General features: G+C 69.1%; 19 protein-coding genes. 3 read left to right on the top strand and 16 right to left on the bottom strand.

The window, feature by feature from the left end:
* Positions 1-5: 5 nt before the first annotated feature.
* Both AC3A6R_RS16480 and AC3A6R_RS16475 read right to left on the bottom strand, forming a co-directional pair.
* Positions 6-332 (bottom strand): co-chaperone GroES, encoded by a 327-nt coding sequence (locus AC3A6R_RS16480; RefSeq protein WP_487860199.1) that lies wholly within the window; start codon positions 330-332, stop codon positions 6-8.
* Positions 333-505: 173 nt separating this feature from the next.
* Positions 506-1,177 (bottom strand): diguanylate cyclase, encoded by a 672-nt coding sequence (locus AC3A6R_RS16475; protein ID WP_487860200.1) that lies wholly within the window; start codon positions 1,175-1,177, stop codon positions 506-508.
* A gap of 207 nt (positions 1,178-1,384) precedes the next feature.
* On the opposite strand from AC3A6R_RS16475, the gene AC3A6R_RS16470 reads away from it, so the two are divergent.
* Positions 1,385-2,455, top strand: a complete 1,071-nt coding sequence (locus AC3A6R_RS16470) for a glycosyltransferase family 4 protein (RefSeq protein WP_487860602.1) — start codon at positions 1,385-1,387, stop codon at positions 2,453-2,455.
* A gap of 2 nt (positions 2,456-2,457) precedes the next feature.
* Positions 2,458-4,602: an amylo-alpha-1,6-glucosidase gene (locus tag AC3A6R_RS16465; RefSeq protein WP_487864942.1), complete on the top strand. Its 2,145-nt coding sequence runs from the start codon at positions 2,458-2,460 to the stop codon at positions 4,600-4,602.
* Positions 4,603-4,678: 76 nt separating this feature from the next.
* On the opposite strand, the gene AC3A6R_RS16460 is transcribed toward AC3A6R_RS16465, so the two are convergent.
* From AC3A6R_RS16460 to AC3A6R_RS16400, 13 genes are all read right to left on the bottom strand, one after another.
* The gene (locus AC3A6R_RS16460) at positions 4,679-5,650 is read right to left on the bottom strand and encodes a Bug family tripartite tricarboxylate transporter substrate binding protein (RefSeq protein ID WP_487860202.1); all 972 of its coding nucleotides are present in this window, start codon (positions 5,648-5,650) and stop codon (positions 4,679-4,681) included.
* Complete coding sequence (locus AC3A6R_RS16455; RefSeq protein WP_487860203.1) at positions 5,647-6,687, bottom strand: Gfo/Idh/MocA family protein; 1,041 nt, start codon at positions 6,685-6,687, stop codon at positions 5,647-5,649. The genes AC3A6R_RS16460 and AC3A6R_RS16455 overlap by 4 nt, the downstream gene beginning before the upstream one ends.
* The gene (locus AC3A6R_RS16450; protein ID WP_487860204.1) at positions 6,684-7,721 is read right to left on the bottom strand and encodes a Gfo/Idh/MocA family protein; all 1,038 of its coding nucleotides are present in this window, start codon (positions 7,719-7,721) and stop codon (positions 6,684-6,686) included. Before AC3A6R_RS16450 ends, AC3A6R_RS16455 begins: the two co-directional genes overlap by 4 nt.
* 85 nt (positions 7,722-7,806) lie before the next feature.
* Complete coding sequence (locus tag AC3A6R_RS16445; protein ID WP_487860205.1) at positions 7,807-8,724, bottom strand: LysR substrate-binding domain-containing protein; 918 nt, start codon at positions 8,722-8,724, stop codon at positions 7,807-7,809.
* 71 nt (positions 8,725-8,795) lie between these two features.
* Positions 8,796-9,884 carry a FecCD family ABC transporter permease gene (locus AC3A6R_RS16440; RefSeq protein WP_487864941.1) on the bottom strand — a complete coding sequence of 363 codons (1,089 nt, stop codon included), beginning with the start codon at positions 9,882-9,884 and terminating at the stop codon, positions 8,796-8,798.
* Positions 9,881-11,122, bottom strand: a complete 1,242-nt coding sequence (locus tag AC3A6R_RS16435) for an ABC transporter substrate-binding protein (protein WP_487864940.1) — start codon at positions 11,120-11,122, stop codon at positions 9,881-9,883. The genes AC3A6R_RS16440 and AC3A6R_RS16435 overlap by 4 nt, the downstream gene beginning before the upstream one ends.
* Positions 11,119-12,105: an ABC transporter ATP-binding protein gene (locus tag AC3A6R_RS16430; protein WP_487860208.1), complete on the bottom strand. Its 987-nt coding sequence runs from the start codon at positions 12,103-12,105 to the stop codon at positions 11,119-11,121. The genes AC3A6R_RS16435 and AC3A6R_RS16430 overlap by 4 nt, the downstream gene beginning before the upstream one ends.
* Entirely contained in the window at positions 12,105-14,201 is a 2,097-nt protein-coding gene (locus tag AC3A6R_RS16425) for a TonB-dependent siderophore receptor (RefSeq protein WP_487864939.1), read from the bottom strand. The genes AC3A6R_RS16430 and AC3A6R_RS16425 overlap by 1 nt, the downstream gene beginning before the upstream one ends.
* Before the next feature lie 74 nt (positions 14,202-14,275).
* Positions 14,276-15,172, bottom strand: coding sequence for a metal ABC transporter solute-binding protein, Zn/Mn family (locus tag AC3A6R_RS16420; RefSeq protein WP_487864938.1), 897 nt, complete (start codon positions 15,170-15,172; stop codon positions 14,276-14,278).
* Positions 15,173-15,178: 6 nt separating this feature from the next.
* Complete coding sequence (locus AC3A6R_RS16415; RefSeq protein ID WP_487860211.1) at positions 15,179-16,051, bottom strand: metal ABC transporter permease; 873 nt, start codon at positions 16,049-16,051, stop codon at positions 15,179-15,181.
* A complete protein-coding gene (aztA, locus tag AC3A6R_RS16410) occupies positions 16,048-16,803 on the bottom strand; it encodes a zinc ABC transporter ATP-binding protein AztA (protein ID WP_487864937.1) in 756 nt (251 codons plus the stop codon). Before aztA ends, AC3A6R_RS16415 begins: the two co-directional genes overlap by 4 nt.
* A 283-nt stretch (positions 16,804-17,086) precedes the next feature.
* Positions 17,087-19,009 (bottom strand): sensor histidine kinase, encoded by a 1,923-nt coding sequence (locus tag AC3A6R_RS16405; protein ID WP_487864936.1) that lies wholly within the window; start codon positions 19,007-19,009, stop codon positions 17,087-17,089.
* Positions 19,010-19,152: 143 nt separating this feature from the next.
* Positions 19,153-20,724: a tannase/feruloyl esterase family alpha/beta hydrolase gene (locus tag AC3A6R_RS16400; RefSeq protein ID WP_487864935.1), complete on the bottom strand. Its 1,572-nt coding sequence runs from the start codon at positions 20,722-20,724 to the stop codon at positions 19,153-19,155.
* A gap of 109 nt (positions 20,725-20,833) precedes the next feature.
* Between AC3A6R_RS16400 and AC3A6R_RS16395 the strand changes: the two genes are divergently transcribed.
* Positions 20,834-21,529, top strand: coding sequence for a Crp/Fnr family transcriptional regulator (locus tag AC3A6R_RS16395; RefSeq protein ID WP_487864934.1), 696 nt, complete (start codon positions 20,834-20,836; stop codon positions 21,527-21,529).
* Positions 21,530-21,561: 32 nt separating this feature from the next.
* Here AC3A6R_RS16395 and AC3A6R_RS16390 read toward each other — a convergent pair whose 3' ends face one another.
* Positions 21,562-22,062 (bottom strand): YbhB/YbcL family Raf kinase inhibitor-like protein, encoded by a 501-nt coding sequence (locus AC3A6R_RS16390; RefSeq protein ID WP_487864933.1) that lies wholly within the window; start codon positions 22,060-22,062, stop codon positions 21,562-21,564.
* Between the last annotated feature and the right edge of the window lie 105 nt (positions 22,063-22,167).

The raw sequence follows: 22,167 nt of genomic DNA, 5'->3' as shown, positions 1-22,167 counted from the left end.
GGATGTCAGGCGACGCGCTTGAGGCCGCCGCGGTCGCTGCTGCTGCTCTCGACGACGGCAAGGACGTCGTCCTCGCGCAGCACCAGCAGTTCCTCGTCGTCGACCTTGACCGTCTGCCCGGCGTACTTGCCGAACAGCACCTGGTCGCCGGCCTTCAGGTGCAGGGGGCGCAGCGTGCCGTCCGCGAGCAGCTTGCCCTGGCCCACCGAGAGCACCTCGCCCTGTTCGGGCTTCTCCGCCGCCGAGTCGGGAATCACGATGCCGGAAGCCGTCTTGCGCTGCTGTTCGATCCGCTTGACGATCACCCGGTCGTAGAGAGGATGAAGTTTCATGTTCAATCTCCTAAGCGATGCAGGTCATCAAAAAAGAGAACCCCGCGCCGGCGTGCGGCCGGTGCGGCAATGGGTTCGTTCCCCCGGCACCGAAGTGCCGGCGCGCGAGAGCTATGGGCGCCTTCGCGGCGCTTCAAGGCCCCGCGCGCCAAAAATTTTTGTGACGATTTTTTTCAGCGACCGCCGAGCACGATGCGGTCCGCGCGGCCGAGCCGGTAGACGGTGCGGTGCGACGCCGCGTCGGCATGCGGCGGCTGCGGCATGACCGGGCAGGGCAGCGGACGGCCGCCGCTGTCGTCGAGCGTGGCGTCGTCATCGTCTGCCACGGCAGCCCAGAGGCCGTGCTTGCGCGGACGGAACAGCCAGCGCAGGTAGCCGCGGTGCGCGGCCAGGCGCATCAGCGCCTCGCGGTCGGGCGCCTCGGCAATCACATGTGCACTGCTGCTGCTTGAATCGTTCGCGCCGTCGTCGTCGTAGTAGCCGAACGCGCGCCGGCCGTCGCTGACTTCGGTCGCGGGCGCGCCCAGCCGCCACCAAGCCGGCCGCTCGATGCGTTCGACGTCCCAGGCGCCGAGTTGCCATGCGGCCTCGAGCAGCGAGCGCTCGAGTTCGTCGAACAGGCCCGGCGGCCCCGGTGACAGGTCGACCTGCGCCATCGACTGCGGCACCGGACGCACCGGCAGTTCGACGCCTGGCAGGCGCAGCGGGGTCTGGCGGAAGAAGCCGTGCCAGTGCAGCGACAGCAATGCGGGCGCCTCTTCGCGCGCCACGGCGGTGACGGTCACCGCATAGAGCGGCAGCCCCATCGCATCGGACTGGTCGGCCACGGTTTCGAGAATGTTCATTCGAGAAAACCTCCTTGCACTTGCCATAAAAAATCTAGGGCAAGCGCGCGCTGCGCGCAAGCGGCGCACGGCCGAAAAGCGGCTCTTGAAATCCCGCGCGGCCGTCGCAAAATAGCCGCCCGGAAGCTCGGCGCGTGGCGTCGCACGCCTCCTTTCTCCGCCTTGTTTCTTGTCCATTCATTCCCTTGCGAGGAGATTGTCTTGACGATGAAGATCGCGCAGATCGCCCCTCTCTACGAAGCCGTGCCGCCGCGGCTCTACGGCGGCACCGAACGGGTCGTCGCCCACCTGGCCAATGCCCTGGTCGATCAGGGCCACGAGGTGACGCTGTTCGCCTCGGCCGACACCGAGACCCGGGCCAGGCTCGCGCCGATGCGTGCCCAGGCCCTGCGGCTCGATCCGGCCCCGCTCAAGTCCGATCTGGCCAGCCACCTGAGCATGCTGCACGAGGTGCGACGACGTGCGCACGAGTTCGACGTGCTGCATTTCCATGTCGACCTGCTGCATTTCCCGTTCTTCGAGGACATGGCGGAACGCACGCTCACCACCTTGCACGGTCGCCTCGATATCGCCGACCTGCCCGGCGCCTACATGCGCTGGAACCGCTATCCGCTGGTCTCGATCTCGAGGCACCAGCGCAAGCCGCTGCCGTTTGCGAACTGGCTCGCGACCATTCCGCACGGGCTCGACGAGACGCCCTACGCCTTCTCGCCCGAGCCCGCCGGCTACCTCGCGTTCCTCGGTCGCATCTCGCCCGAGAAGCGGCCCGACCGCGCGATCGAGATCGCGAGGCGCGCGGGCCTGCCGATCAAGATCGCGGCCAAGGTCGATGCGGCCGACGCGCGCTATTTCGAGCAGGTGATCCGCCCGCTGCTGAACCATCCGCTGATCGAGTTTGTCGGCGAGATCGGCGATGCGGACAAGGCCGCGTTCCTCGGCGGTGCGCGCGCGCTGTTGTTCCCGATCGACTGGCCCGAGCCCTTCGGCCTGGTGATGATCGAGGCGATGGCCTGCGGCACGCCGGTGATCGGCTGGCGCTGCGGCTCGGTGCCGGAGGTGATCGAGGAGCGCATCAGCGGCCGGATCGTCGAGAGCGAAGCGGAGGCCGTCGAGGCGGTGCATGCGATCGGCGGGCTCGACCGCAGGCGCGTGCGCCAGGCCTTCGAGCAACGCTTCTCGGCCCGCGCGATGGCCAGCGCCTACGTCGAGCAGTACCTGCGGCTCGTGGGCGGCGGCGTGCTGCCGCCGCAGCACCGGCTCTACAAGGAGGCCGCCTAGCGATGAATGCCGAAGTGGCTGCCACCGAACAGGCCGAAGCCGCGCCCGAGCGCGCCGTGCACCATGCCTTCGTGCTCAAGGAGGGCGACACCTACTTCGTGATGGATGCGCACGGCGATGTCGGCGGTGGTGTCGACGGCCTGTTCCACGACGACATGCGCATGCTCTCGAGCTTCGTGCTGCGGCTCGACGGCGCGAGGCCGTCGCTGCTGTCGAGCGGCGTGGGCGCCGACAATGTCTTCTTCACCGCTGATCTCACCAACCGGCCGCTGCCGGTGCTCGGATCGACCTCGATGCCGCAGGGCGTGATCCACATCGAGCGCAAGCGCTTTCTCTGGAACGCGCGGCTGTTCGAGCGCATCCGGCTCGTCAACTACGGCGACCAACCGGCCGAGGCGCCGCTCGCGTTGCAGTTCGGCGCCGACTTCCGCGACATGTTCGAGGTGCGCGGACAACAGCGCGCGCGGCGCGGCGAGTTCGGCACGCCCGAACTGCGCGCGCAGGGCGTGGCGCTGCGCTACCAGGGGCTCGACGGCGTGCTGCGCCGTGCCTGCATCGACTTCTCGCAACTGCCGCGGCGCCTCGATGCGGGCAGCGCCGAGTTCGGTGTGCCGCTCGCCGCGCATGGCCACTGGACGCTGTTCGTCGAGGTGGGCGCAGAACCCGCCACGCCGAGCGCCGAGCGCTTCAGGGAGGCCGGGGTGCTCGCCCGCTGGCGCATGCGCGCGCGCCAGCGGCGCGGCGCCCGGCTCGAGGCCTCGGGGCGCCTGTTCCAGGCTTGGCTCGACCGCTCGCGTGCCGACCTCGCGCTGCTCACGACGGACCTTCCGACCGGGCCCTATCCGTATGCGGGCATCCCGTGGTTCTCGACGCCCTTCGGCCGCGATGCGATCGTCACGGCATTGCAGACGCTGTGGATCGATCCGCGGCTCGCGCAGGGCGTGCTCGAGTTTCTCGCGGCGCGCCAGGCGCAGCAGACGTCGAGCTTTCGCGATGCCGAGCCCGGCAAGATCATGCACGAGACCCGCAAGGGCGAGATGGCCGCGGTCGATGAACTGCCGTTCGGCCAGTACTACGGCGGCGTCGACACCACGCCGCTCTTCGTGGCGCTGGCCGGCGCCTATGCGCAGCGCACCGGCGACCGCGCGACCATCGACCGCATCTGGGGTGCGCTGTGCGCCGCCTGCGAATGGATGGAGCGCAACATGGCGCGCCATCCCGACGGCCTGCTCGCCTATCAGCGCGGCGAGGCCAGCGGCCTCGTCAACCAGGGCTGGAAGGACAGCCACGATTCGATCTTCCATGCCGACGGCCGCACCCCCGAAGGCCCGATCGCGCTGGTCGAGGTGCAGGGCTATGCCTATTCGGCTTTGCTTGGCATGGCCTTCATTGCCGAGTGGCGCGACGACCCCGGCGTTGCGCGCTGGCGCGAACGTGCCGAGGCCCTGCGCGAAGCCGTCGAGCGCCGCTTCTGGCTCGACGGGCCGCAGTTCTATGCGCTCGCCATCGACGGTGCGAACCAGCCCTGCCGCGTGCGAGCCTCCAATGCAGGGCACCTGCTGTTCGCGGGGCTCCCGGCCGGCGAGCGGGCGCGCGCCGTCGGCCGCGAGTTGCTCTCGCCGGCCTTCGCGTCGGGCTGGGGCATCCGCACGCTGCCCAACGAGGCCGTGCGCTTCAATCCGATGTCGTACCACAACGGCTCGGTGTGGCCGCACGACGTGGCGCTGTGCGCGGCCGGCATGGCGCGCTACGGCGAGCGCGAGGGGGCGGTGCGCATCCTCGACAACCTGTTCGAGTCGGCCGCCCACTTCGGCATGCGGCTGCCCGAACTGTTCTGCGGCTTCGATCGCCAGCCCGGCGATCCGCCGATTGCGTACCCGGTGGCGTGCCTGCCGCAGGCCTGGGCGGCGGGGTCGGTGTTCATGCTGCTGCAGGCCTGCCTCGGACTCGAGGTCGACGGCATCCGCGGCCAGGTGAACATCGTGCAGCCGCGGCTGCCGAGCGACATCGACCACCTGCATCTGAGGCATTTGCGCGTGGGCGATGCGCGCGTGGAGCTGCATTTCCAGCGCATCGACGGGCGCGCGGTCACGGTCGCGCAGTCGTCGGCCGGCGGGCCGAAGGTGCAGGTGAACCTGCAGATCTGAGAAACTCGAACCCCGTCGGATGATGCTGCTCGCGGCGATACCTTCGCCGTTCAACGCGTCGCAACTGCGCCTGCTCTTAGTCGATCTTGATGTTCGACTCCTCGATGACCCGTTTCCATTTCGCCGCCTCCTTGTTCGCAAAGGCCGTTGCGTCTTCCGTGGTCCCGCCGGTCGGCTGAATGCTCAGTTCGGCGAGCTTGGTCTTCATCGCGCTGTCGTTCAGCGTGGTGTTCAGGCTCTTGTTCAAGCGAGCGACGACGTCCTTTGGCGTGCCGGTGGGTGCAAGGAGGATGTACCAGACAACAAGCTCAAAGTCCTTGATGCCCGATTCGGCCACGGTCGGCAAGCCGGGGAACATGGGCGAGCGCTGTAGTGTCGTCATTGCAATGCTCTTCAGCTTTCCGGACTTCACGTACGGCATGGCTTCCGGTGCGAGGATGAGCATGAAATCCACTTGCCCCGCCATCAGGTCCTGCACGGCCGGCGCGCCACCCTTGTAAGGAATGTGCGTGACGTTCACGCCCGCGGCCCGTTTGAACAGCTCAGTCGCCAGATGGTTCGGCGTGCCCGCGCCGGGGGACGCGAAGTTGCGCCCCGGATTGGCTTTGAGGTAGCCCAAGAACTCGGCCATGTTGGTGGCCGGCACAGAAGGGTTCGCCGCAATCATGGCGGGCACGTCGGCCACGCGACCCACGGCGGTCAGCTCTTTCGATGCGTCGAAGCTGAGTTTTGGGTACAGGACGGGATTGATGGCCTGCGTCGTCATGGTCGACAGCAACAGTGTGTAGCCGTCGGCCGGGGACTTGGCTGCGACGCCGGCGCCGATCGCTTCGCCTGCGCCCGGCCGGTTGTCGATGACGACGGCCTGCCCCAGGTCAGCTGCCATACGCTGGCCCAGCAGCCGGGCCAGCACGTCGGTGGTGCCACCGGGCGCATAGGGCACCACGATCTTGATCGGCTTGTTCGGAAAGTCGTCCGCCGCGGTTGCCGCGCCAGTGGTGCACGCGAAAGTCGCGAACACGAGTGCCAACGTTGTCCATGTCTTCATATTTGCCTCTGCTTATGGTTGGGGGAACTGGGTTCGAAGGCGGCGGCCACGATGATCTTGTCGATGAGCCGGTGCGTCAGCAACGCCTCGTCGCCGTTGACGGCGGGGGCCCGGCCTTCGGCGATTGAGTCAAGAAAATCCCTGTGCAGCGCCAAATGCGCCGCTGGCGAAAAATCCATGATCGAGTCGCCGCTGCCCGACTTGGCCTCGCCTTCGACGAGCTCGGTGCGCCCATCGTGGTACTGCACGCGCAGGGTTCCGCCCACCAGCGATGCTGTGGCCCGGGCAAAGATGAGTTCGAGCGACTCGGCCCGCCCCGGGTACATCGCGGTCGTGGCCATCAGCACGCCGGGTGCGCCGTTGCCCAGGGTGAGCAGCGCCGCCGCGAAATCTTCGGTTTCCATGCGGTGGATGTCGGTCGTGCGCACCTGCGAGGCGATCACGTCGCGCACACCGACCAGGCTGCGGAACAGGTCCAGTGCATGCACGGCCTGCGTCAACAGCACGCCACCGCCATCGCGTGCGACCGAGCCGCGCCCGGGCTGGTCGTAGTAGCCGGCCTGCGAGCGCCACCAGGGGATCTGCAGCACGCCTGCCTGCAGCACGCCGAGTGCCGATGACGCGATCAACTCCCGCAGCCGGATTGCGCCGGGCCGGAAGCGGTGCTGCAGCACCACGCCGAAGCACAGGTCCGTGGCTGCTGCGAGGCGGACCAGCGCTTCGGCCTTGGCCAGGCTCACGTCCAGCGGCTTCTCGACCAAGGTGTGCTTGCCCGCCGCAAGGGCCTGACCCGCGATGGTCAGGTGGGTGTGCGCGGGCGTGGAGACGATCACGAGCCGCACCTCGGGATCTTGCAGCACCTGCGCGAGGTCGTTGGTCAACCGCGTGTGGGCGGGCACCTTGCCTTCGGCCTTCGCCGGGTCGCTGTGCGAAAAGGCCCAACGCAGGTCGACGCGATCTTGCAGCTCGCGCAAGGCGGCCAGGTGCGGTTCCGAGCCCGGACCAAGGCCGATCAGGCCAACGCCGAGTCGCGTCATCGCGCACTCTCCACCTGTGCGCCGGCTCTGCCTTCGGCTTTGGCTTGCGCCTCGAGCGCCAGCCGGCTCACCGTGAAGCTGTGTGCATGTGGGATGGCGGTTTGTGTACGGCGCTCGATGTCTTCGACCAGCTTGGTGAAAAAGGTGATCGGCTCGCTCGTGCAGTCGATGTGGCGGGTGCCGGTGCGGTCGCCCAGAAAGAGATGGTCGGTCCCGGCGCGGCCCTCGATGTCCATGTACTTGCGCAGTTCGATCGAGCCTTCGGTGCCCGTGATGAAGAGCCTGCCATCGCCCCAGGCCGGCATGCCGTCGGGCGTGAACCAGTCGACGCGCACGTAGCCTCGCGCGCCGTTGTCGCGCGAAACCAGCGCGACTTCGCCAAAGTCCTCGAAGTCCGCCGTCGTCGTGCGGCCGAAGTGCGCCACGCTGGCCAAGCTGACCTCGGCGTCGCTCGATCCAGTCAGCACCAGGAACTGGTCGATCTGGTGCGACGCGATGTCGGCCAGGATGCCACCGCTGCTGGCTTTGTCGAAGAACCACGCGGGGCGGATGCCCTGGTTCAGCCGATGCGGGCCCATGCCCAGCGTGTGGATGACTCGGCCGATGGCGCCGTCTGCAATCAGCCGCTGTGCCGTCGCGACCGAGGGCACGATCATCCGCTCCGAAAAGCAGATCGCGTAGAGCCGTCCGGTGTCGCGCACGGTGGCTTCGACCTGCGCCAACTGCTCGGCGCTGACCACGCCAGGCTTGTCGGTGAGTACGTCTTTGCCATGCTTCATCGCGGTGATCGCGATCTGGGCACGCTCCGACGGCACGCCGGCGGTGACGATCAGGTCGATGGCCGGGTTCTGCAGCAGCTCATCGGCACTTTCGCATTCTTCGAGCTGAGGAAAGCGCCTGCGCACGCCGTCGAGAACGCGCGGGTCTGAGGTAGCGGACAGGTAGCCTGCGCAAGTTGCACCGGCCTGGAGCAGGCCCTCGATGAGGTGGAAGACGTGCCGGTGGTCGATGCCGATAACTGCGAACGTGATCATGCGGCGGAGTCTCGAGTCGTACGGCCGCGCTGTCCAATTCCAAATTGGATCGGAGCGATACCTTGGCGGTATCGGGGGCTGCCGGCTAAGGGTTTACCGCGCTTCGATCGGCCAAAGGCACGGCGTCGCCAGCGAACGCGCGCACGACCTCCAGCATGCGTTGCAGCACCGGAGATGCCTCCTCCTTGCGATAGAAGCAGTGCACTTCCATGTGCGCCGGCTCGCCTGCGGTTTCGAGCGGCAGGTAGGTCACGCCCGGCAGCCGCAGGTTGGTCATGGACTCCGGCACCAGTGCGAGTTGGCGACTGATGCCTGCCATCATGGTGGCCATGATGAGATCGCCGGCTTGAGCGGCAAAACGCGGTTCAAAACCCGCCGCCCGGCACAGGCGCAGTGTGATCGCCGGCGCCGAGCGCGACGATGCGGTCAGTATCGGCTGGTTGCGCAGCAGCGCCACCGGGATGGCGCTGCGCTGGGCGAACGGATGCGCGCTGCTCATGGCCACCAGCAGGCGTTCGCGCGCCACGAGTTCGACGGCCAGGTCATCGTCCATTGGCACCATGCGCTCGAAGCCGATCAGGATGCGGCGCTGGCGAATCGCGGTGACCTGCTGGTGAGTCTGTCCCTGGTGCAGCGACACCTCGACCCCGGGGTGCATGTCCGAAAAGCGGGTCAGTACTTGGGGCACGACGCCGAACATCGCCGAGCCGTGCAGCCCCACGTCGATGCGTCCTGTGGTGCCGTCGCCCGCGCGCCGTGCGCGATCGGTGGCCTGGTCGACCAGCGAGAAGATGTCGCGCGCGTCCTGCAGCAACGCTTCGCCGGCCTGCGTCAGCAACATGCCTCGCGGCGTGCGCTCGAACAGCGGCGCGCCAACCTGTTCCTCGAGTGCCTTGATCTGCCGTGTCAGCGGTGGCTGCGACATGTGCAGTCGCTCTGCCGCTCGGCCAAGGTTGCGCTCCTCGGCCGCGGCGATGAAGTAGCTGAGCTGACGTAGATCCATGATGCGCCTCGGGTCGGGTTACGTGCGCGTGTATTGTCTGCCGCCCACGAAGTCCGGAAAGCGAAACGCTTCTAGTCGACCTTGTGCAGTGCGCGGGTGAGGTACAGCATGTACAGCGCCAACGGCGCGCCCACAAGGCCGATGACCGCGTTCAGGTGGAACACGTGGCGGCTCCACGGCAGGTGCAGCACCAGGTCGGCGGCCAGGCCCAGCACGGCGCCGACGAGCCCGGCCGCGGGCAGCAGGACGCGGTGGTCCGCGCAGCGCATCAGCGTTCGCGCGAGCTGCGCCGCCACCAGGCCCAGAAAGGCGACCGGACCGCAGAAGGCCGCGACCAGACCACTGAGCCAGGCGGTGGTGATGAGCGCGCTGCGCTTGACGCGCGCGACCGGCATGCCCATGGACTCCGCGTAGCTTTCGCCGAGCAGCAGCCCGTTCAGCGGCTTGACCAGGAATGCACAGGCCCCGAGGCCGATGCCGATGCCGGGCATCAGGATGCGCAGCTGCTGCCAGGTCGCACCCGCGAAGCTCGCATCGTCCCAGGCCTTGAACGCCCGCGCCTGGGTCTCGTCGATGAAGTGCATCAGCACGCTGATCAGTCCGACGGCGAGGTAGCCGAGCATCAGGCCGATGATCAGCAGCGTGACCGTGCCCACGCGGCGCGACAGCACGGCCAGCAGGCCCAGCACGGCCGCGGAGCCGCAGACCGACGCCACGGCCAGCCCGACGTCGCCGATCAGCCCGTAGCGCAGCAGGAAGGCATTGCCGACCACGCCGGCGAAGGTGACGAGCAGCGCGCTGCCGAGCCGCGCGCCATGCACGATGCCCAGCACGAACGGGTCTGCCAGCGGATTGCGGAACAGCGTCTGCAGCAGCAGTCCGGCCACACCCAGCGCGGCGCCGGAGAACAGCGCATTGAGCGCGCGCGGCAGCCGGAAGCCCAGCACGATGTTCTGCCAGACCTGCTGCCCGTTCGAACCGGTGGTGAGCATTTCGAGGATGGCACCGACAGGGATCGCGACCGAGCCCAGCGACAGCTCGGCCACGAACAGCAGGACCAGCAGCACCGCGAGTGCGGGGAACCAGCGCCGGGCGCGCCGGCCGGGCGAGGCCGCACGCGGGGACGCGGCGGGGGAGGGTGCGAGAGAGGATGGGGTCATGGCAGGCGGCGAAGGAACTGGGCCGGGGCCGGGGCTTGGTCGTCGACGAGTTCCGGGTGCAAGGCGCCGATGGCTTCGGCGAGCTGGATGTGGGGCCGGGTCATGCCCTGGTCCTGGTACGGATAGGCCCATGCCCCCGTGTAGCCGCGGTCCCAGGCGTACACCCGCCCTGCGCCGACGGCATCGAACCAGCCGTGCAGCGCATTCGCTGCCACCAATGTCTCGCGGTCGGCCTGGCCGCCGAGCGTGCCGAGCCAGACCGGGGCATCCGCGCCCTGGGCATACACCTTCTCGAACGGCTCGTAGACCAGGCTGCTGGTTCGGGGATCGTCGCCGAGCACATACTCGCCGCCGGCATCGCGGATCAGTTGCGCGCGGTGATTGCGCCCGCCGAAGGCCTCGATCGTGTCGCGGCTGCTCGCGAACCCGGCCATCACGCGCGGACGCGAACGCGCCTGCGCGGCGACCGCCTTCCAATGCGCGTACTGCGCCGCGATCTCGGCGAAGCTCGCGTCGCCGCGCGCCTCGCGGTTCGAAAGCAGCGCCAGCAGCTTGAGCCATTCGGCGCGCCCGAGCGGATGCGGTTCGTGGTGATCCGCCTGCGGGATGGCGCGCACGCCGAGCTCCCACAGGCGCGGGTGCATATTGCCTTGCGGGTAGGCCGAGTAGAAGCTCAGGTAGACGTCGGCCTGCACGGCCATCACCGGTTCGATCGACGCGTGGCCGTAGCCCGACATCTCGTGCACCAGCCCTTGCGCGATGCGCTCGCGCACGGCGGGCACGGTGGCGCCGCGCGTGCTTTCCGAGCCGTGCAGCCGATCCACCAGGCCGAGTTCGTCGAGCGCGCCCAGCATGGCGGAGTTGCCGGTCACCAAACGCCGCACCGGCACCTCCACCACCGGCACATGCGGTCCGTGCGGCGGCGTGGGCGTGCCGCACTGCACGAGGAGAAACTCGATCACTTCGCCGGTCGCGACGCTGGGCGTGAAGCGCACGCGCTTGTAGTGCGGCGCGTACTCGACCTGCAGCTGGGTCGAATGGGTGAAGCGCGTCTTCTGCGGAAAGTAGTCGACGCCGGGGCGGTAGTCGGCGACGCAGGCCGCGTCCAGGTTCCGGGCCGGGCCGTCTTCGCCGACCTCGACCGATGGCCAGGGCGCGCGCGGTGGCGGCGCGATCTGCATGCAGGCCGACAGCAGCGCCGCGCAGCCGAACGCCGCAGACGCACGTGCAGTTCTCATGCGGATGCCTGCGTGTGCAACGTCAGCCCTTCCACCAGGGCACCCAGCGTGCGGTAGTGGCGGGGCTCGCCCTTGGCCGGCCGCAGCGTGTAGCGCTCGGCAATGGCATGCACCGCGTCCAGTGCCTGCGCGTCGATCACGAAGCCCGCGCGCTGCAACGCGCGGCGCGCCCATGCGGCCGGGATGCCGTCGCCCTCGAGCCGGATGGGCCGATCGCCGCCGCGCCCGACCACCAGTTCGCCGCGCTCCAGGTCGAAAGCCAGTCCCTCGGCCGCGAAGGTGGCGCCGAGCAGTCCGCTCAGCGCCAGGTCCTCCGGCGCCCCCGCGTGGACCTGCCGCTGCCCGTCGATGAGCCAGAGCGTATCGGCATAGCGCAGCGCCAGTTCGAGGTCGTGCGTCGACAGCAGCACGGCGATTTGTTGCCGGCGCGCCAGGTCGAGCAGCAACTGCATCGTCTCGATGCGGCGCGGCAGGTCGAGGAAGGCGGTGGCCTCGTCGAGCACCAGCAGCCGGGGCTCCTGTGCGAGCGCCCGCGCGATCATGAGCTTCTGGCGCTCGCCGTCGGACAGCTCGGACACCAGCCGATCCGCGAGCGCTACAGCGCCGGCCTGTGCCAGGGCCGCGCGCACGGCGTCATGGTCCTGCGCGCCGAGGCGGCCGCTCCAGCCCAGGTGCGGATAGCGGCCGAGGCTTGCGAGCTCGTAGCCGGTCATGAGCGTGACCTGCACCCGCTCGGTGAGGACGACGGACAGGCTGCGTGCCCGCGCGGCCGGCGAGAGCACCGCAAGCGGCGTGCCGTCGATGCAGACCTCGCCCGCGAGTGCCGGCTGCATGCCGCACAGCGTGCGGATGAGCGTGGACTTGCCTGCGCCGTTGGCACCGATGAGGCAGACCAGCCGACCCGCCGGAAGGCTAAGGTCCAGCGGGCCGAGCAAGGTCGTGCGCCCGTAGCCGGCCGCCAGGCCTCGCGCAAGCAGCGCCATCAGAGCGTCATGCCGAAGGTGGCCATGATGCTGCGCGGTGCGCCCGGGAACGTCGGCACGAAGGCGCCGCCGGAGTCGTAGTAGCGCTTGTTGCCGATGTTCTGGACCGTCAGCTGCAGCTTGTAGCGCTGCGCCGCACCGAACCGGTAGGCGAGGTTGGCGTCCCAGCGCACATAGGAAGGCAGCACGAAGGTGTTGCCGGTGTTGGCTTGGCGTGCACCGACGTAGATCGCGCCGAGTCCCGCGCTCAGGCCCGTGGCCGCACCGCGGAAGTCGTAGGTCGACCAGAAGCTGGCGCTGCGGCGCGGTGCGTTGGCCAGCAGCTTGCCGATCATGTCGGGGTCGCTGTCCTTGCTGATCTCGGCCTTGAGCTGGGTGTAGCTCGCCAGCAGCCGCCATTGCGGCGTGACGGTGAACGGCACGTCGAGCTCCCAGCCGCGGCTGCGCTGCTCGCCGACCTGGACGACGTAGTTGAAGTCGTCGGGGTCCGACACCACGCCGTTGCGGCGGCGGATGTCGAACACCGCGAGCGTCGGCTCGAGCCGGCCGTCGAGCAGGCTCAGCTTGGTGCCGATCTCGACCTGGCTGCCGCGCGAAGGCGCGGGCAGGGCGCCGTCGCGCAGCATGCCGTTGAAAGGCTCGGTCAGGTACGACTTCGACCAGCTCGCATAGAACGAAGCTGCCGCCGAAGGCGTCCAGGTCAGGCCCGCGCGCGGGGACACCGCGTCGTCGGAGCGCACGAGCGTGCCGGACACCGGCAGGTACTGCGCACGGGCCTGGGTGCGCGAGCGGTCGTAGCGCAGCCCCAGCAGCAGCCGCCACTGCGAACCGAGCTGCAGTTCGTCCTGGGCGTAGAGCCCCACGTTGCGGCTCTTGTAGTTCGACGCGTCGTAGGGCTGCAGCGGGCCCCCCACCGTGGTGCCGTGGACCGGCCGGTACAGGCTGATCGGCAGGTTCGTGGGAAAGCCGAACGGACCGAGGTTCGCGTCCGCCGTGAAATCCCATCGGTCGCGATTCGCGTCGATGCCCAGCAGCACGCGGTGCTTCAGCGCGCCGGTTTCGAAGCGCCGTGAGATCTCGGCCATCAGCGTCACGTCGGTCTGCTCGTCGATGCTGCGCTGCTTGCGGCGGTTGACCTGGGGATCGAGGCCATCTTCGCCGCTGAGCGCCTGAAAGCCATACGGATACCAGAGCGCGTCGGTCTTGGCGGACGAGGCCTGCACGCCCGTGCGCAGGTCCCAGCCGCTGTCGAAGCGGTGTTCGAGCACCAGGGAGCCGAGCGCGCTTTCGTTCTTCAGGCGCGCGTCGGCCTCCGCGTAGTTGGTGTGGATCGGCACCCGCAGGAACAGCGGACTGTTGCCGAAGCCGCGGTCGAACGAGCCGTTGCGCCGGCCGAGTTCGAGTTCGGCCGTCAGGCGCGTGCGGGCGCCGAGCTGCCACTGGAAGACCGGCGACACGAAGGCCGTGCGCGCGCCCACGAAGTCGCGAAAGCTCTTGTTGTCCTGCCACGATCCCGTCAGCCGATAGCGCAACGTGTCGCCCAGCGGGCCGGTGCTGTCGAAGGTGGCGCGGTAGAAGTCGTCGCTGCCGGCGGTGAGCTCGAAGCCGGTGCGGGCCCGGTCCTGCGGTTTCTTGGTGACGAGGTTGACCACGCCGCCGGGCTCGAAGCGGCCGTACAGCGCCGAAGCCGGACCCTTGAGCACCTCGATCTGCTCGATGTTGGCGAGCTCGTCGACCGGCGCGAACACGCTGCGGCGAAACCCGTTCTTGAGGTTGGCCGAGGTCGCGAAGCCGCGCAACCGGAAGCGATCGTTGCTGCCGCCCCAGCCGACCTGCGGCGTCACGCCCGGCACCGTGCGCACGGCTTCACCGAAGGTGGTGACGCCGCGGTCCTCGATCAGCTCGCGCGTGACCGTCTGGATCGAGAAGGGGATTTCCTTGACCGTGGTGTCGCTCTTGTTCGCGGTCGGCGCGACCACCGAACGGTAGGCGCGCTCGCGGGTGCCGGTGACCGTGACCGTGCCGAGCGCCGCTGGCGTGTCTTCCGTCTGCGCCTGGGCCTGGGTCATGCACAGGCACATCGTGGCAGCCAGCATGGCAATGGGCTGCGGCCTGCTTACCTGGCCTGCAGCGCGAAATGGGATGTGCTCGCTGAGGTTGAACGAACGGCTCATTGCTGGCCTCGCGAGAGCGCGTCGGCGATGGTCCGCGCGTTGTGCGCGAAGAGCTTCAGGTACGTGTCGGCCTCGGTGCCGGGCGACGAGAGTGCATCGGAATAGAGGCGACCGCCCACGTGAACGCCGCCTTCGCGCGCCACGCGCTCGACGAGGCGTGGATCGGAGATGTTCTCCACGAACACCGCGCGCACCTTCTCCTTGCGTATCTGGTCGATCAGCCGGGCCACGGCGGCGGCCGAGGCCTCGCTCTCGGTGCTCATGCCCCGCGGTGCGAAAAAGCGGACGTCGTACGCAGCGCCGAAATAACCGAAGGCATCGTGTGACGTGATGGCGCGGCGCGAGTGCACCGAGATGCCGTCGAAGCGCGCGCGAATCTCGCGCGCCAGCGCATCGAGGCGCCCGATGTACTCGGCAGCGCGCCGCTCGAACTGCGGTGATTGCTCGGGCCGCGCCTGCGCCAGGGCCCGTTGCAGGTTCTCCACGTAGCGCCGCGCGTTCGCGAGGTCTTGCCAGGCGTGCGGGTCGATGCCGCGACCGAGCTTGCGCGTGGCGATGCCTTCGCTCGCCACCACGGTGGGGCCGCGGTATCCGGAGGCCCGGACCAGCCGATCGAGCCAGCCTTCGAAGCCCAGGCCGTTGACCACGACGAGATCCGCGGCTGCGATGCGGCGTGCATCGGCCGGACTGGGCCTGAACACATGGGCGTCGGCATCGGGCCCGACCAGCGCGCTGACCTCGACCGCATCGCCGCCGACCTCGCGCACCATGTCGGCCAGGATCGAGAAGCTCGCCACCACGCGCAGGGGCCGTGGCGACTTCTGCGCCCATGCGGGAACGGTGGTGGCCAGCGCGAGCAGCGCGGCGATCGAGGATCGGCGGGAAGGATTCATGTTTCTTCAGTGACTGAGGTGGGAGCGGCGCCAGAGGCGCCAGAGAACGCCGTCGCGCGGACCCGCGGCGACGGAAACCAGGTAGGCGCCGCCGGCCACCAGCACGATCGCGGGGCCCGAGGGCCACTGGGCGTGGTAGGAGAGCAGCAGGCCGGCAAAGCCGGAGAAGGCGGCGATCAGCGCCGCGACGAGCGCCAGGCTCCAGACCTCGGCGGCCCAGAAGCGCGCGGCCGTGGCGGGCAGCATCATCAGGCCGACCGCCATCAGGGTGCCGAGCGCCTGGAAGCCTGCCACCAGGTTCGCGACGGTCAGCACCAGGAAGGCGCCATGCACGAGCGCGCCGCGTCCGCCGACGCTGCGCAGGAAGCCCGGGTCGAGGCACTCGACCACCAACGGGCGGTAGATCGCGGCGAGCACGACGAGGGTGACGCTGGCCACGCTCACGACGAGCAGCAGCGCCGCGTCGTCCACGGCCAGCACGCTGCCGAACAGCAGGTGCATCAGGTCGACGCTGCTGCCGTGTACCGACACCAGCAGCACCCCGAGCGCCAGCGCGATCAGGTAGAAAGCGGCGAAGCTCGCGTCCTCGCGCTGCGACGTGGCCCGCGCGACCCAGCCCGCGGCCAGCGCCACCGCCAGCGCCGCGAAGAAGCCGCCGATGCTCATCGCCGGCAGCGAGAGCCCCGCCAGCACGAAGCCGACGGCGGCACCCGGCAGCAGCGCGTGGCCCATCGCGTCGCCCACCAGGCTCATGCGGCGCAGCACCAGCAGCGTCCCCATCGGTGCGCTGCCGAGGGCAAGCGCGAGCGAAGAAACGAGTGCGCGGCGCATGAAACCGTACTCGGCGAAGGGTTCGAGGAGGAGCGCCGACAGCGTCATGCCGCTTCCCTGCAGACCGGCGCCCGTTCGTCCCAGGCCTCGGCCACCTGGCGCGCGCGCAGCAGGTTGCCGGCGCTCAGCGCCTCGGGTGTCGGGCCCCAGGCGATGCAGCGACGCGCGAGCAGGAGCGTGCAGTCGAAGTGCGCGCGCACCTGATCGAGGTCGTGCAGCACCGCGACCACGGTGCGCTGCTCGGTGTGCCAGCGCCGCACCAGCGCCAGCAGGTCGGCCGTGGTGCGCGCGTCGATGGCGTTGAAGGGCTCGTCCAGCAGGATCACCGGCGCGTCCTGCAGCAGCACGCGCGCGAACAGCACGCGCTGGAACTGGCCGGCCGAGAGTTCCGAGATGCCGCGGCGCTCGAATCCGTCGAGCCCGACCGCGGCGATGGCCCGGTGCACGGCGTCGCGTTGCGCCGCATCGAGCCTGCGGAAGCTCCCGCTGCGGGCCCAGTGGCCGAGCGCGACCAGATCGAACACCCGGATCGGAAAGCTGCGGTCGATCTCGGACTGCTGGGGTAGCCAGGCGATGCGGCCCGCACAGCCGACATCGAACGTCACGTCTCCCTCGGCCGGCGGCATGCGGCCCATCATGGCCGAGAGCAGGCTGGTCTTGCCCGCGCCGTTCGGCCCGACGATCGCGGTCAGCGACCCGGCGGCGAACGTGCCCGACAGGTGGTGCACGGCGGGATGGCCGCGGTAGGCGACGGTGAGGTTGCGCAGCCGGATCGCCGCCGTGGCTGATTGCGGACTCATCGCGCAAGCGCCCAGGCGGCCGCCAGCCAGAGGAGCGCGACGATCGCCAATGCGCCAAGCACCCTTGCCCAGGCGCCGGATGTCAGCAGGCTGCTCATCGGGCCAGCGTCTGCCGGCGCATGACCGGAGCATTCGGTGCGGCGATGCGTTGTTGGCGTGTCAAGCGGTTCATGGCCGCTATCTTATTGCAATTGCGAACGCAATCGCAGTAAAGCGGATGATCTGCGCCGGCCGGGCGTGCGCGAGCAGGCTGCCGCACCCGGCGCAAACGCTCAGGCGGTACTCAGGCCGTCTCGGTGCCGGTCTCTTGGCGAAGCGGCAACCAGAGCGTGAAGCGCGTGCCGGCGCTGCCGGACTCCCAGGTCGCGGTACCGCCGATGGCTGCTGCGCGCTGCTGCTGGTTGCGCAGGCCGCGGCCGCTGCGCTGCAGCGCCTCGGCCACGGCGAAGCCCTCGCCGTCGTCCTCGATCACCACGCGCACGCCCTCGGCATCGGCCGCGGTGCTGAAGCGGATGGTGCTGGCCCGCGTGTGGCGCAGCACATTGGCCACGCACTCCTGCATGATGCGCAGAATGTGCAGCGCGCTGCCGGGGTTGAGCCAATGCAAAGGGGGCACGGGCTGCACTTCCCAACGCAGCGCAAGACCGGCGCTCTCGATGCGAGGCGCCAGCCGAAAGCGCAAGGTCGCCAGCAACAGCAGCAGATCGGCATCCACGCTCTCCATCGAATCGATGGCGAGTTTCAGGTCGTCCATGCAGCCCCTGAGCACGCCGGAGATCTCGGCGCTGGTCATGGCGCCGTGCTCGACCGAGCGGATCGCGCCGATCAGCGACGAGCCGAGCCCGTCGTGCATGTCCTGCATCAGGCGCCGCCGCTCGGCCGCGAGCATCTGCTCGTTCTCGACCGCGCGCAGTCGCTCGTAGCTTTGCGCGAGCTCGGTTTCGCGCGCCTCGAGGCGCCGGGCCAAGCCTTCGTTCAAGCGCGCGATCTCGTCGAACGCGCCCGTGTAGCGCCGGAACATGATGTACGAGAAGATGAAGAACAGGCCGATGATCGCGTAGGGAGAGGTGTACACGCTCTCGGGGCTGACCAGGTTGTTCTGCAGCAGCCCGTCGGAGGCGGTGAATGCGACCGCCATGCCGGCCCAGCCCGCGACCAGCCGCCCCTCGGGCAACCTGGCGCGCAGCGCCTTGCGCAGGTTCACGGCGAAGATCAGCACCGCCACCGGCAGCACAGACAGATTGAGCAGGGGCGTGAACAGGTAGAGGCTCGGCACCGCGGCCGACACGCCCGGCAGCGTCGCGACGCTGCAGGCCAGCGCCAGCGCGACCGACGCGCGCGTCAGCCAGGCCGACGGTTGATGGTGCAGGCGCTCGAGGAACAGGTGGATGAGGATGATCAGCCAGAGCAGCGAGGCGACCGTGATCCATTCGAACCATTCGTCCGATACCGGCAGGTAGTCGCCGCTCACGAAGTAGTGAAGCATGCGCGCGAAGGCCAGCGCCGAGATCGCGAAGAACAGCAGGTAGAGCGTCTCGCGCCGCCGTCCCAGCCACACCGCGAGCGCGAAGGTGCCCACCGCCAGGAACGCGGCACCGCCCACGAAAGGCAGGTGCACCTGCAGCAGCTGCCGAACCTGGTAGCGCCAATTCAGCGCGGCCTGGTCGCCCACCCACACCGTCGAGAAGCCGCTGCCGCTGCTGCGCAGGCGGTCGACGCGGATCAGCACCGTCGTCGGCGCAGGCGTGTCGGCGGCTGCGTTGAGCGGCAGCAGCAGCGGGTGGTTGTAGCCGTTGTGCACGGCGCTGCCTTGCGACTGGTAGAGCAGCATGCCGTCGCCGTACACCGCGATGCGACCCAGCGTCTTCCAGCGCGGAAGGTAGAGAAGCCGTGGCTGCTGCGACGCCGAGGGGGCGAGCTCGGCCAGGTCGATGCGGTACCAGTCGATGACGGTGTGCACGCCACCCGCCGAGGTGGGCACCAGCTCGCGCTTCGCCGTGTGCGGCAGGTCGACCTGCTGCCATCCGTCAGTGGGAAGCCCGGCGTCCTCGGCGCGCCTCGGCGCAGCCGAATAGCCCGTGCCCGGAACGGACAGCAGCGCGGCCTGCGTGATGTGGACCGCCTCCGCGTCCTGCGCCGGCGCTGCTGCGGTCGGTAGGCCGGCCAGCAGCAACGCCAGCCCCAGCGCCGCGATCCACGGGCTCATGCGCCGGCCATCCTGGCGCCATCGACGCGGCCTTCAGCCTGCGCCTCGGACAGCGAGGCAGCTGAACGAATGTCGAGGGCGGGGGCGCTGTGCATCGGCCGAGTCTATGCGGCCGCGCCCCGCGCACTGGCTTCTTCAGCGCGTCACGAGGCCTGGCAGCTGTAGCTCTCGGCCAGGTTCAGGTCGCCGCTGCCCTTGTACTTCGGGAAGGCGGGGTGCCTGCAGAGCGGCCGTGCCTGCACCACGGCCTGGGTCGCGGGATCGAGCTTCTTCGCGACGATGCCCTGCGTCGACGGGCGGGTGCCGCTCTCGCGCCACTTCACCACGGCGTCGACCAGGTCGACGGTGTCCGGGCCCACGCCGCCCGCGCAATGCTGGACGCCGGGCTGGAGGAAGAACTCCATCGACGCATCGCGCGTCGGTGCGCCGCCCACTGCCGTCGCCACGTCGTCGAAGTACTTGATCGAACCCTTGTAGCTGATCGCCCAGTCGTGCGTGCCGTGCACGAGGATCATCTTGCCGCCGCGGCCGAAGAACGAACGCAGGTCGGGCGTGGCGTCGAGCGTGGTGGCGGCCAGACGCAGCCCGGCGGTGTAGATCTCGGGATCGAAGGCCAGCACGTCGAAGGTCGGGTCGCCGGTGACCCAGTACTTCACCAGGCCGCTGCCGAACTGGAACTGCAGCCCGGTGCCGCCGATCGCGGAGCCGGTCACCCACAGCGGCCAGCCCTGGTCCTCGCCGCCGGGGCCCCAGCCCGGATAGACGCTGCTGCCGTCCGCGCGCTTGAGTTCGGAATAAATGGTCTTCGCGGTCGCGACCTGCGGATCGGTCAGGCAGGTGTCGGCGTCGCCCGCCGTGCAGCGCAGCACCGCCGGATCGAAGGTGCAGGCCAGCTGGTTGCTCACGATGCCGTCGGCCGCGCCGTCGAGCGTGTCGCATTGCGCGCGCACGGTGTCGGCGATCAGCGTGGCCTTGGCGGCGCTGATCTGGCCGCCCGGCGCCGCGAGCGCCTTGCCGTTCGCGATGAAGGCCTGGAACAGCTCGGTGAACGAGTAGGCCGGCGCGCGCACCACGATGCCGTCGAAGTCGCTCGGAAAGCGTGTGGCCTGCACCAGCGCTTCGCGCCCGCCGTTCGAGCAGCCCTCGAAATAACGGAACGTGGCCTCTTTGCCATAGCGCTGGCGCACGATCTCCTTGGCGACCTCGTTGACCGAGTGGATCGACAGATAGCCGAAGTCGGCCTGCGCGGTGGGGTTGTTCAAAAAGTCCGATGCGTCCAGGCCGTCGCCTTGGCGTCCGCCGTCCGAGGCGACGAGCACATAGCCGCCGGTGGTACCGCTCGGCGAATAGGGCGTGATGCTGATGCTGCCGTTCCAGCCGCCGCCCCCCGCATAGAGCAGCTTGTCGTTCCAGGCCGTGGGAAGGCGCACCTCGAAGTTGAGCGTGCCATGCAGGCTGCCCGTGACCTTGCAGTACTCCGCGGCCGTTGCGGTGGCTGCGACGAAGCTCGCTTCACGCAGTGTGGCGCCGGCGAGCGATGCGCCGGCGAAGGCCGTGCATTTCTCTTCGGCAGAAGCGACGGGCGGCGGGTTGGGCGCGGGCGGCGGCAGCGGAAAGCCGAACCCGCCGCCACCGCCACCACCCCCGCCGCAGGCCACGAGCAACACGGGAATGCAGGCCGCTGCGCAGCCCGCCATCGAGAGAGGGTTTCTCATGATTTGTCTCCTGTTTGTACTGCCACATAAACTCAGGCCGCCAAGACCATCGCCTCATCGCCTGCGCAGCGCATGCTAGGCATTCGCGCCGACAAAGAAAGTCTTTCCCATGACAAACAACGTGCAGACCCTGGCCATGTTGCGAGCGGCGGCCTGGGCGCGCGAGCTGGCGCCCGAGCAGCTCGAGCGAGTGGAGCGGGAGACGCAGGACCGCTTCTTCGCGGCCGGTGAAATCGTCTGTCACAAATGGAGCATGGCGACACACTGGATCGGCGTGGTCGACGGCATGGTCAAGGTCGACGTGCTCGCGGCCGACGGCCGCAGCACCACGCTGAGCGGCATCTCCAATGGCGGCTGGCTCGGCGAAGGCTCGGTGCTCAAGGGCGAGCTGCGCCCGTATGGCGTGGTTGCGCTGCGCGACACCCGCGTTGCGCTGATGCCGAGCCAGACCTTTCACGATCTGCGGGGTAGCAGCCTGACCTTCTGCCACTTCATGATCGACCAGCTCAACGCACGGCTCGGCCAGTTCATCGCGTTGGCCGAGAGCAACCGCATGCACGACATTCGCTCGCGCGTGGCGAGCTGCCTGGCCGAACTCTTCAATCCGCAGCTCAACCCACGTACCGGCCTGGTGCTGCAGATTTCGCAGGAGGAGGTCGGCCGGCTCGCGGGCATCTCGCGGCAGATCGCGCACCGTGCGCTGCACGAGCTCGAGGATGCCGGCCTGCTGCAGATCCGCTACGGCAGCATCGACGTGCTGGACCTCGACGGCCTGCGGCTCTGCGCGCGTGCGCATGCCGCTTGAGCGGCGCCTGCGACGGGCGCCTTGCCTGCCTGCTAGCGCTCGTAGGTCGCGCCCAGCGTGGCCGAGCCGAGGCTCGACATGTGGACCATGAAGCCGACGTACGCCGCCGTGGCATCGGCCGGCACGTCGAGCTTGTCGGTCGACAGCGCATGCAGCGTGAAGATGTAGCGGTGCGGGCCATGGCCGGGCGGCGGCGCGGCGCCGCCGTAGCCGGCCGTGCCGAAATCGGTGCGGCCCTGCTTTGCCCCCGCGGGCAGCAGCTTGCCGTCGGCCGCGCCGGCGCCGCGCGGCAGCGAGGTGGCGGACCCGGGAATGTCGTAGACCACCCAGTGCCACCAGCCCGAACCCGTGGGCGCGTCGGGGTCGTACATCGTGAGCACGAAGCTCTTCGTGCCTGCGGGCGGGTTCTTCCACACGAGCTCGGGCGAAATGTTCTCGCCGGTCGCGCCCATCACGTTGTGGACGCACGAGAGGGGCAGGGTGCTGCCGTCGCGAAATTCGGGGCTCTCGAGTTGAAACAAGGAAGTGGACATCGATCGGTGCTCCTTCGGTCGGAAGATGTGGAAAATCGTCGGCGCGAAAGCGTAAATGCTAACGCGCCCGCCCAAGGCCACATGGCCCGATGCGGCATACTGCCA

This window comes from Variovorax sp. Soil_C_19, from assembly GCF_057657255.1.
This window is presented reverse-complemented; position numbering and strand designations above follow the sequence as displayed.

Excerpts from the sequence above, each read along its gene's own strand:
- AC3A6R_RS16480 (WP_487860199.1), bottom strand. The coding sequence starts at position 332 with ATGAAACTTCATCCTCTCTACGACCGGGTGATCGTCAAGCGGATCGAA.
- AC3A6R_RS16475 (WP_487860200.1), bottom strand. The coding sequence starts at position 1,177 with ATGAACATTCTCGAAACCGTGGCCGACCAGTCCGATGCGATGGGGCTG.
- AC3A6R_RS16470 (WP_487860602.1), top strand. The coding sequence starts at position 1,385 with ATGAAGATCGCGCAGATCGCCCCTCTCTACGAAGCCGTGCCGCCGCGG.
- AC3A6R_RS16465 (WP_487864942.1), top strand. The coding sequence starts at position 2,458 with ATGAATGCCGAAGTGGCTGCCACCGAACAGGCCGAAGCCGCGCCCGAG.
- AC3A6R_RS16460 (WP_487860202.1), bottom strand. The coding sequence starts at position 5,650 with ATGAAGACATGGACAACGTTGGCACTCGTGTTCGCGACTTTCGCGTGC.
- AC3A6R_RS16455 (WP_487860203.1), bottom strand. The coding sequence starts at position 6,687 with ATGACGCGACTCGGCGTTGGCCTGATCGGCCTTGGTCCGGGCTCGGAA.
- AC3A6R_RS16450 (WP_487860204.1), bottom strand. The coding sequence starts at position 7,721 with ATGATCACGTTCGCAGTTATCGGCATCGACCACCGGCACGTCTTCCAC.
- AC3A6R_RS16445 (WP_487860205.1), bottom strand. The coding sequence starts at position 8,724 with ATGGATCTACGTCAGCTCAGCTACTTCATCGCCGCGGCCGAGGAGCGC.
- AC3A6R_RS16440 (WP_487864941.1), bottom strand. The coding sequence starts at position 9,884 with ATGACCCCATCCTCTCTCGCACCCTCCCCCGCCGCGTCCCCGCGTGCG.
- AC3A6R_RS16435 (WP_487864940.1), bottom strand. The coding sequence starts at position 11,122 with ATGAGAACTGCACGTGCGTCTGCGGCGTTCGGCTGCGCGGCGCTGCTG.
- AC3A6R_RS16430 (WP_487860208.1), bottom strand. The coding sequence starts at position 12,105 with ATGGCGCTGCTTGCGCGAGGCCTGGCGGCCGGCTACGGGCGCACGACC.
- AC3A6R_RS16425 (WP_487864939.1), bottom strand. The coding sequence starts at position 14,201 with ATGCTGGCTGCCACGATGTGCCTGTGCATGACCCAGGCCCAGGCGCAG.
- AC3A6R_RS16420 (WP_487864938.1), bottom strand. The coding sequence starts at position 15,172 with ATGAATCCTTCCCGCCGATCCTCGATCGCCGCGCTGCTCGCGCTGGCC.
- AC3A6R_RS16415 (WP_487860211.1), bottom strand. The coding sequence starts at position 16,051 with ATGACGCTGTCGGCGCTCCTCCTCGAACCCTTCGCCGAGTACGGTTTC.
- aztA (WP_487864937.1), bottom strand. The coding sequence starts at position 16,803 with ATGAGTCCGCAATCAGCCACGGCGGCGATCCGGCTGCGCAACCTCACC.
- AC3A6R_RS16405 (WP_487864936.1), bottom strand. The coding sequence starts at position 19,009 with ATGAGCCCGTGGATCGCGGCGCTGGGGCTGGCGTTGCTGCTGGCCGGC.
- AC3A6R_RS16400 (WP_487864935.1), bottom strand. The coding sequence starts at position 20,724 with ATGAGAAACCCTCTCTCGATGGCGGGCTGCGCAGCGGCCTGCATTCCC.
- AC3A6R_RS16395 (WP_487864934.1), top strand. The coding sequence starts at position 20,834 with ATGACAAACAACGTGCAGACCCTGGCCATGTTGCGAGCGGCGGCCTGG.
- AC3A6R_RS16390 (WP_487864933.1), bottom strand. The coding sequence starts at position 22,062 with ATGTCCACTTCCTTGTTTCAACTCGAGAGCCCCGAATTTCGCGACGGC.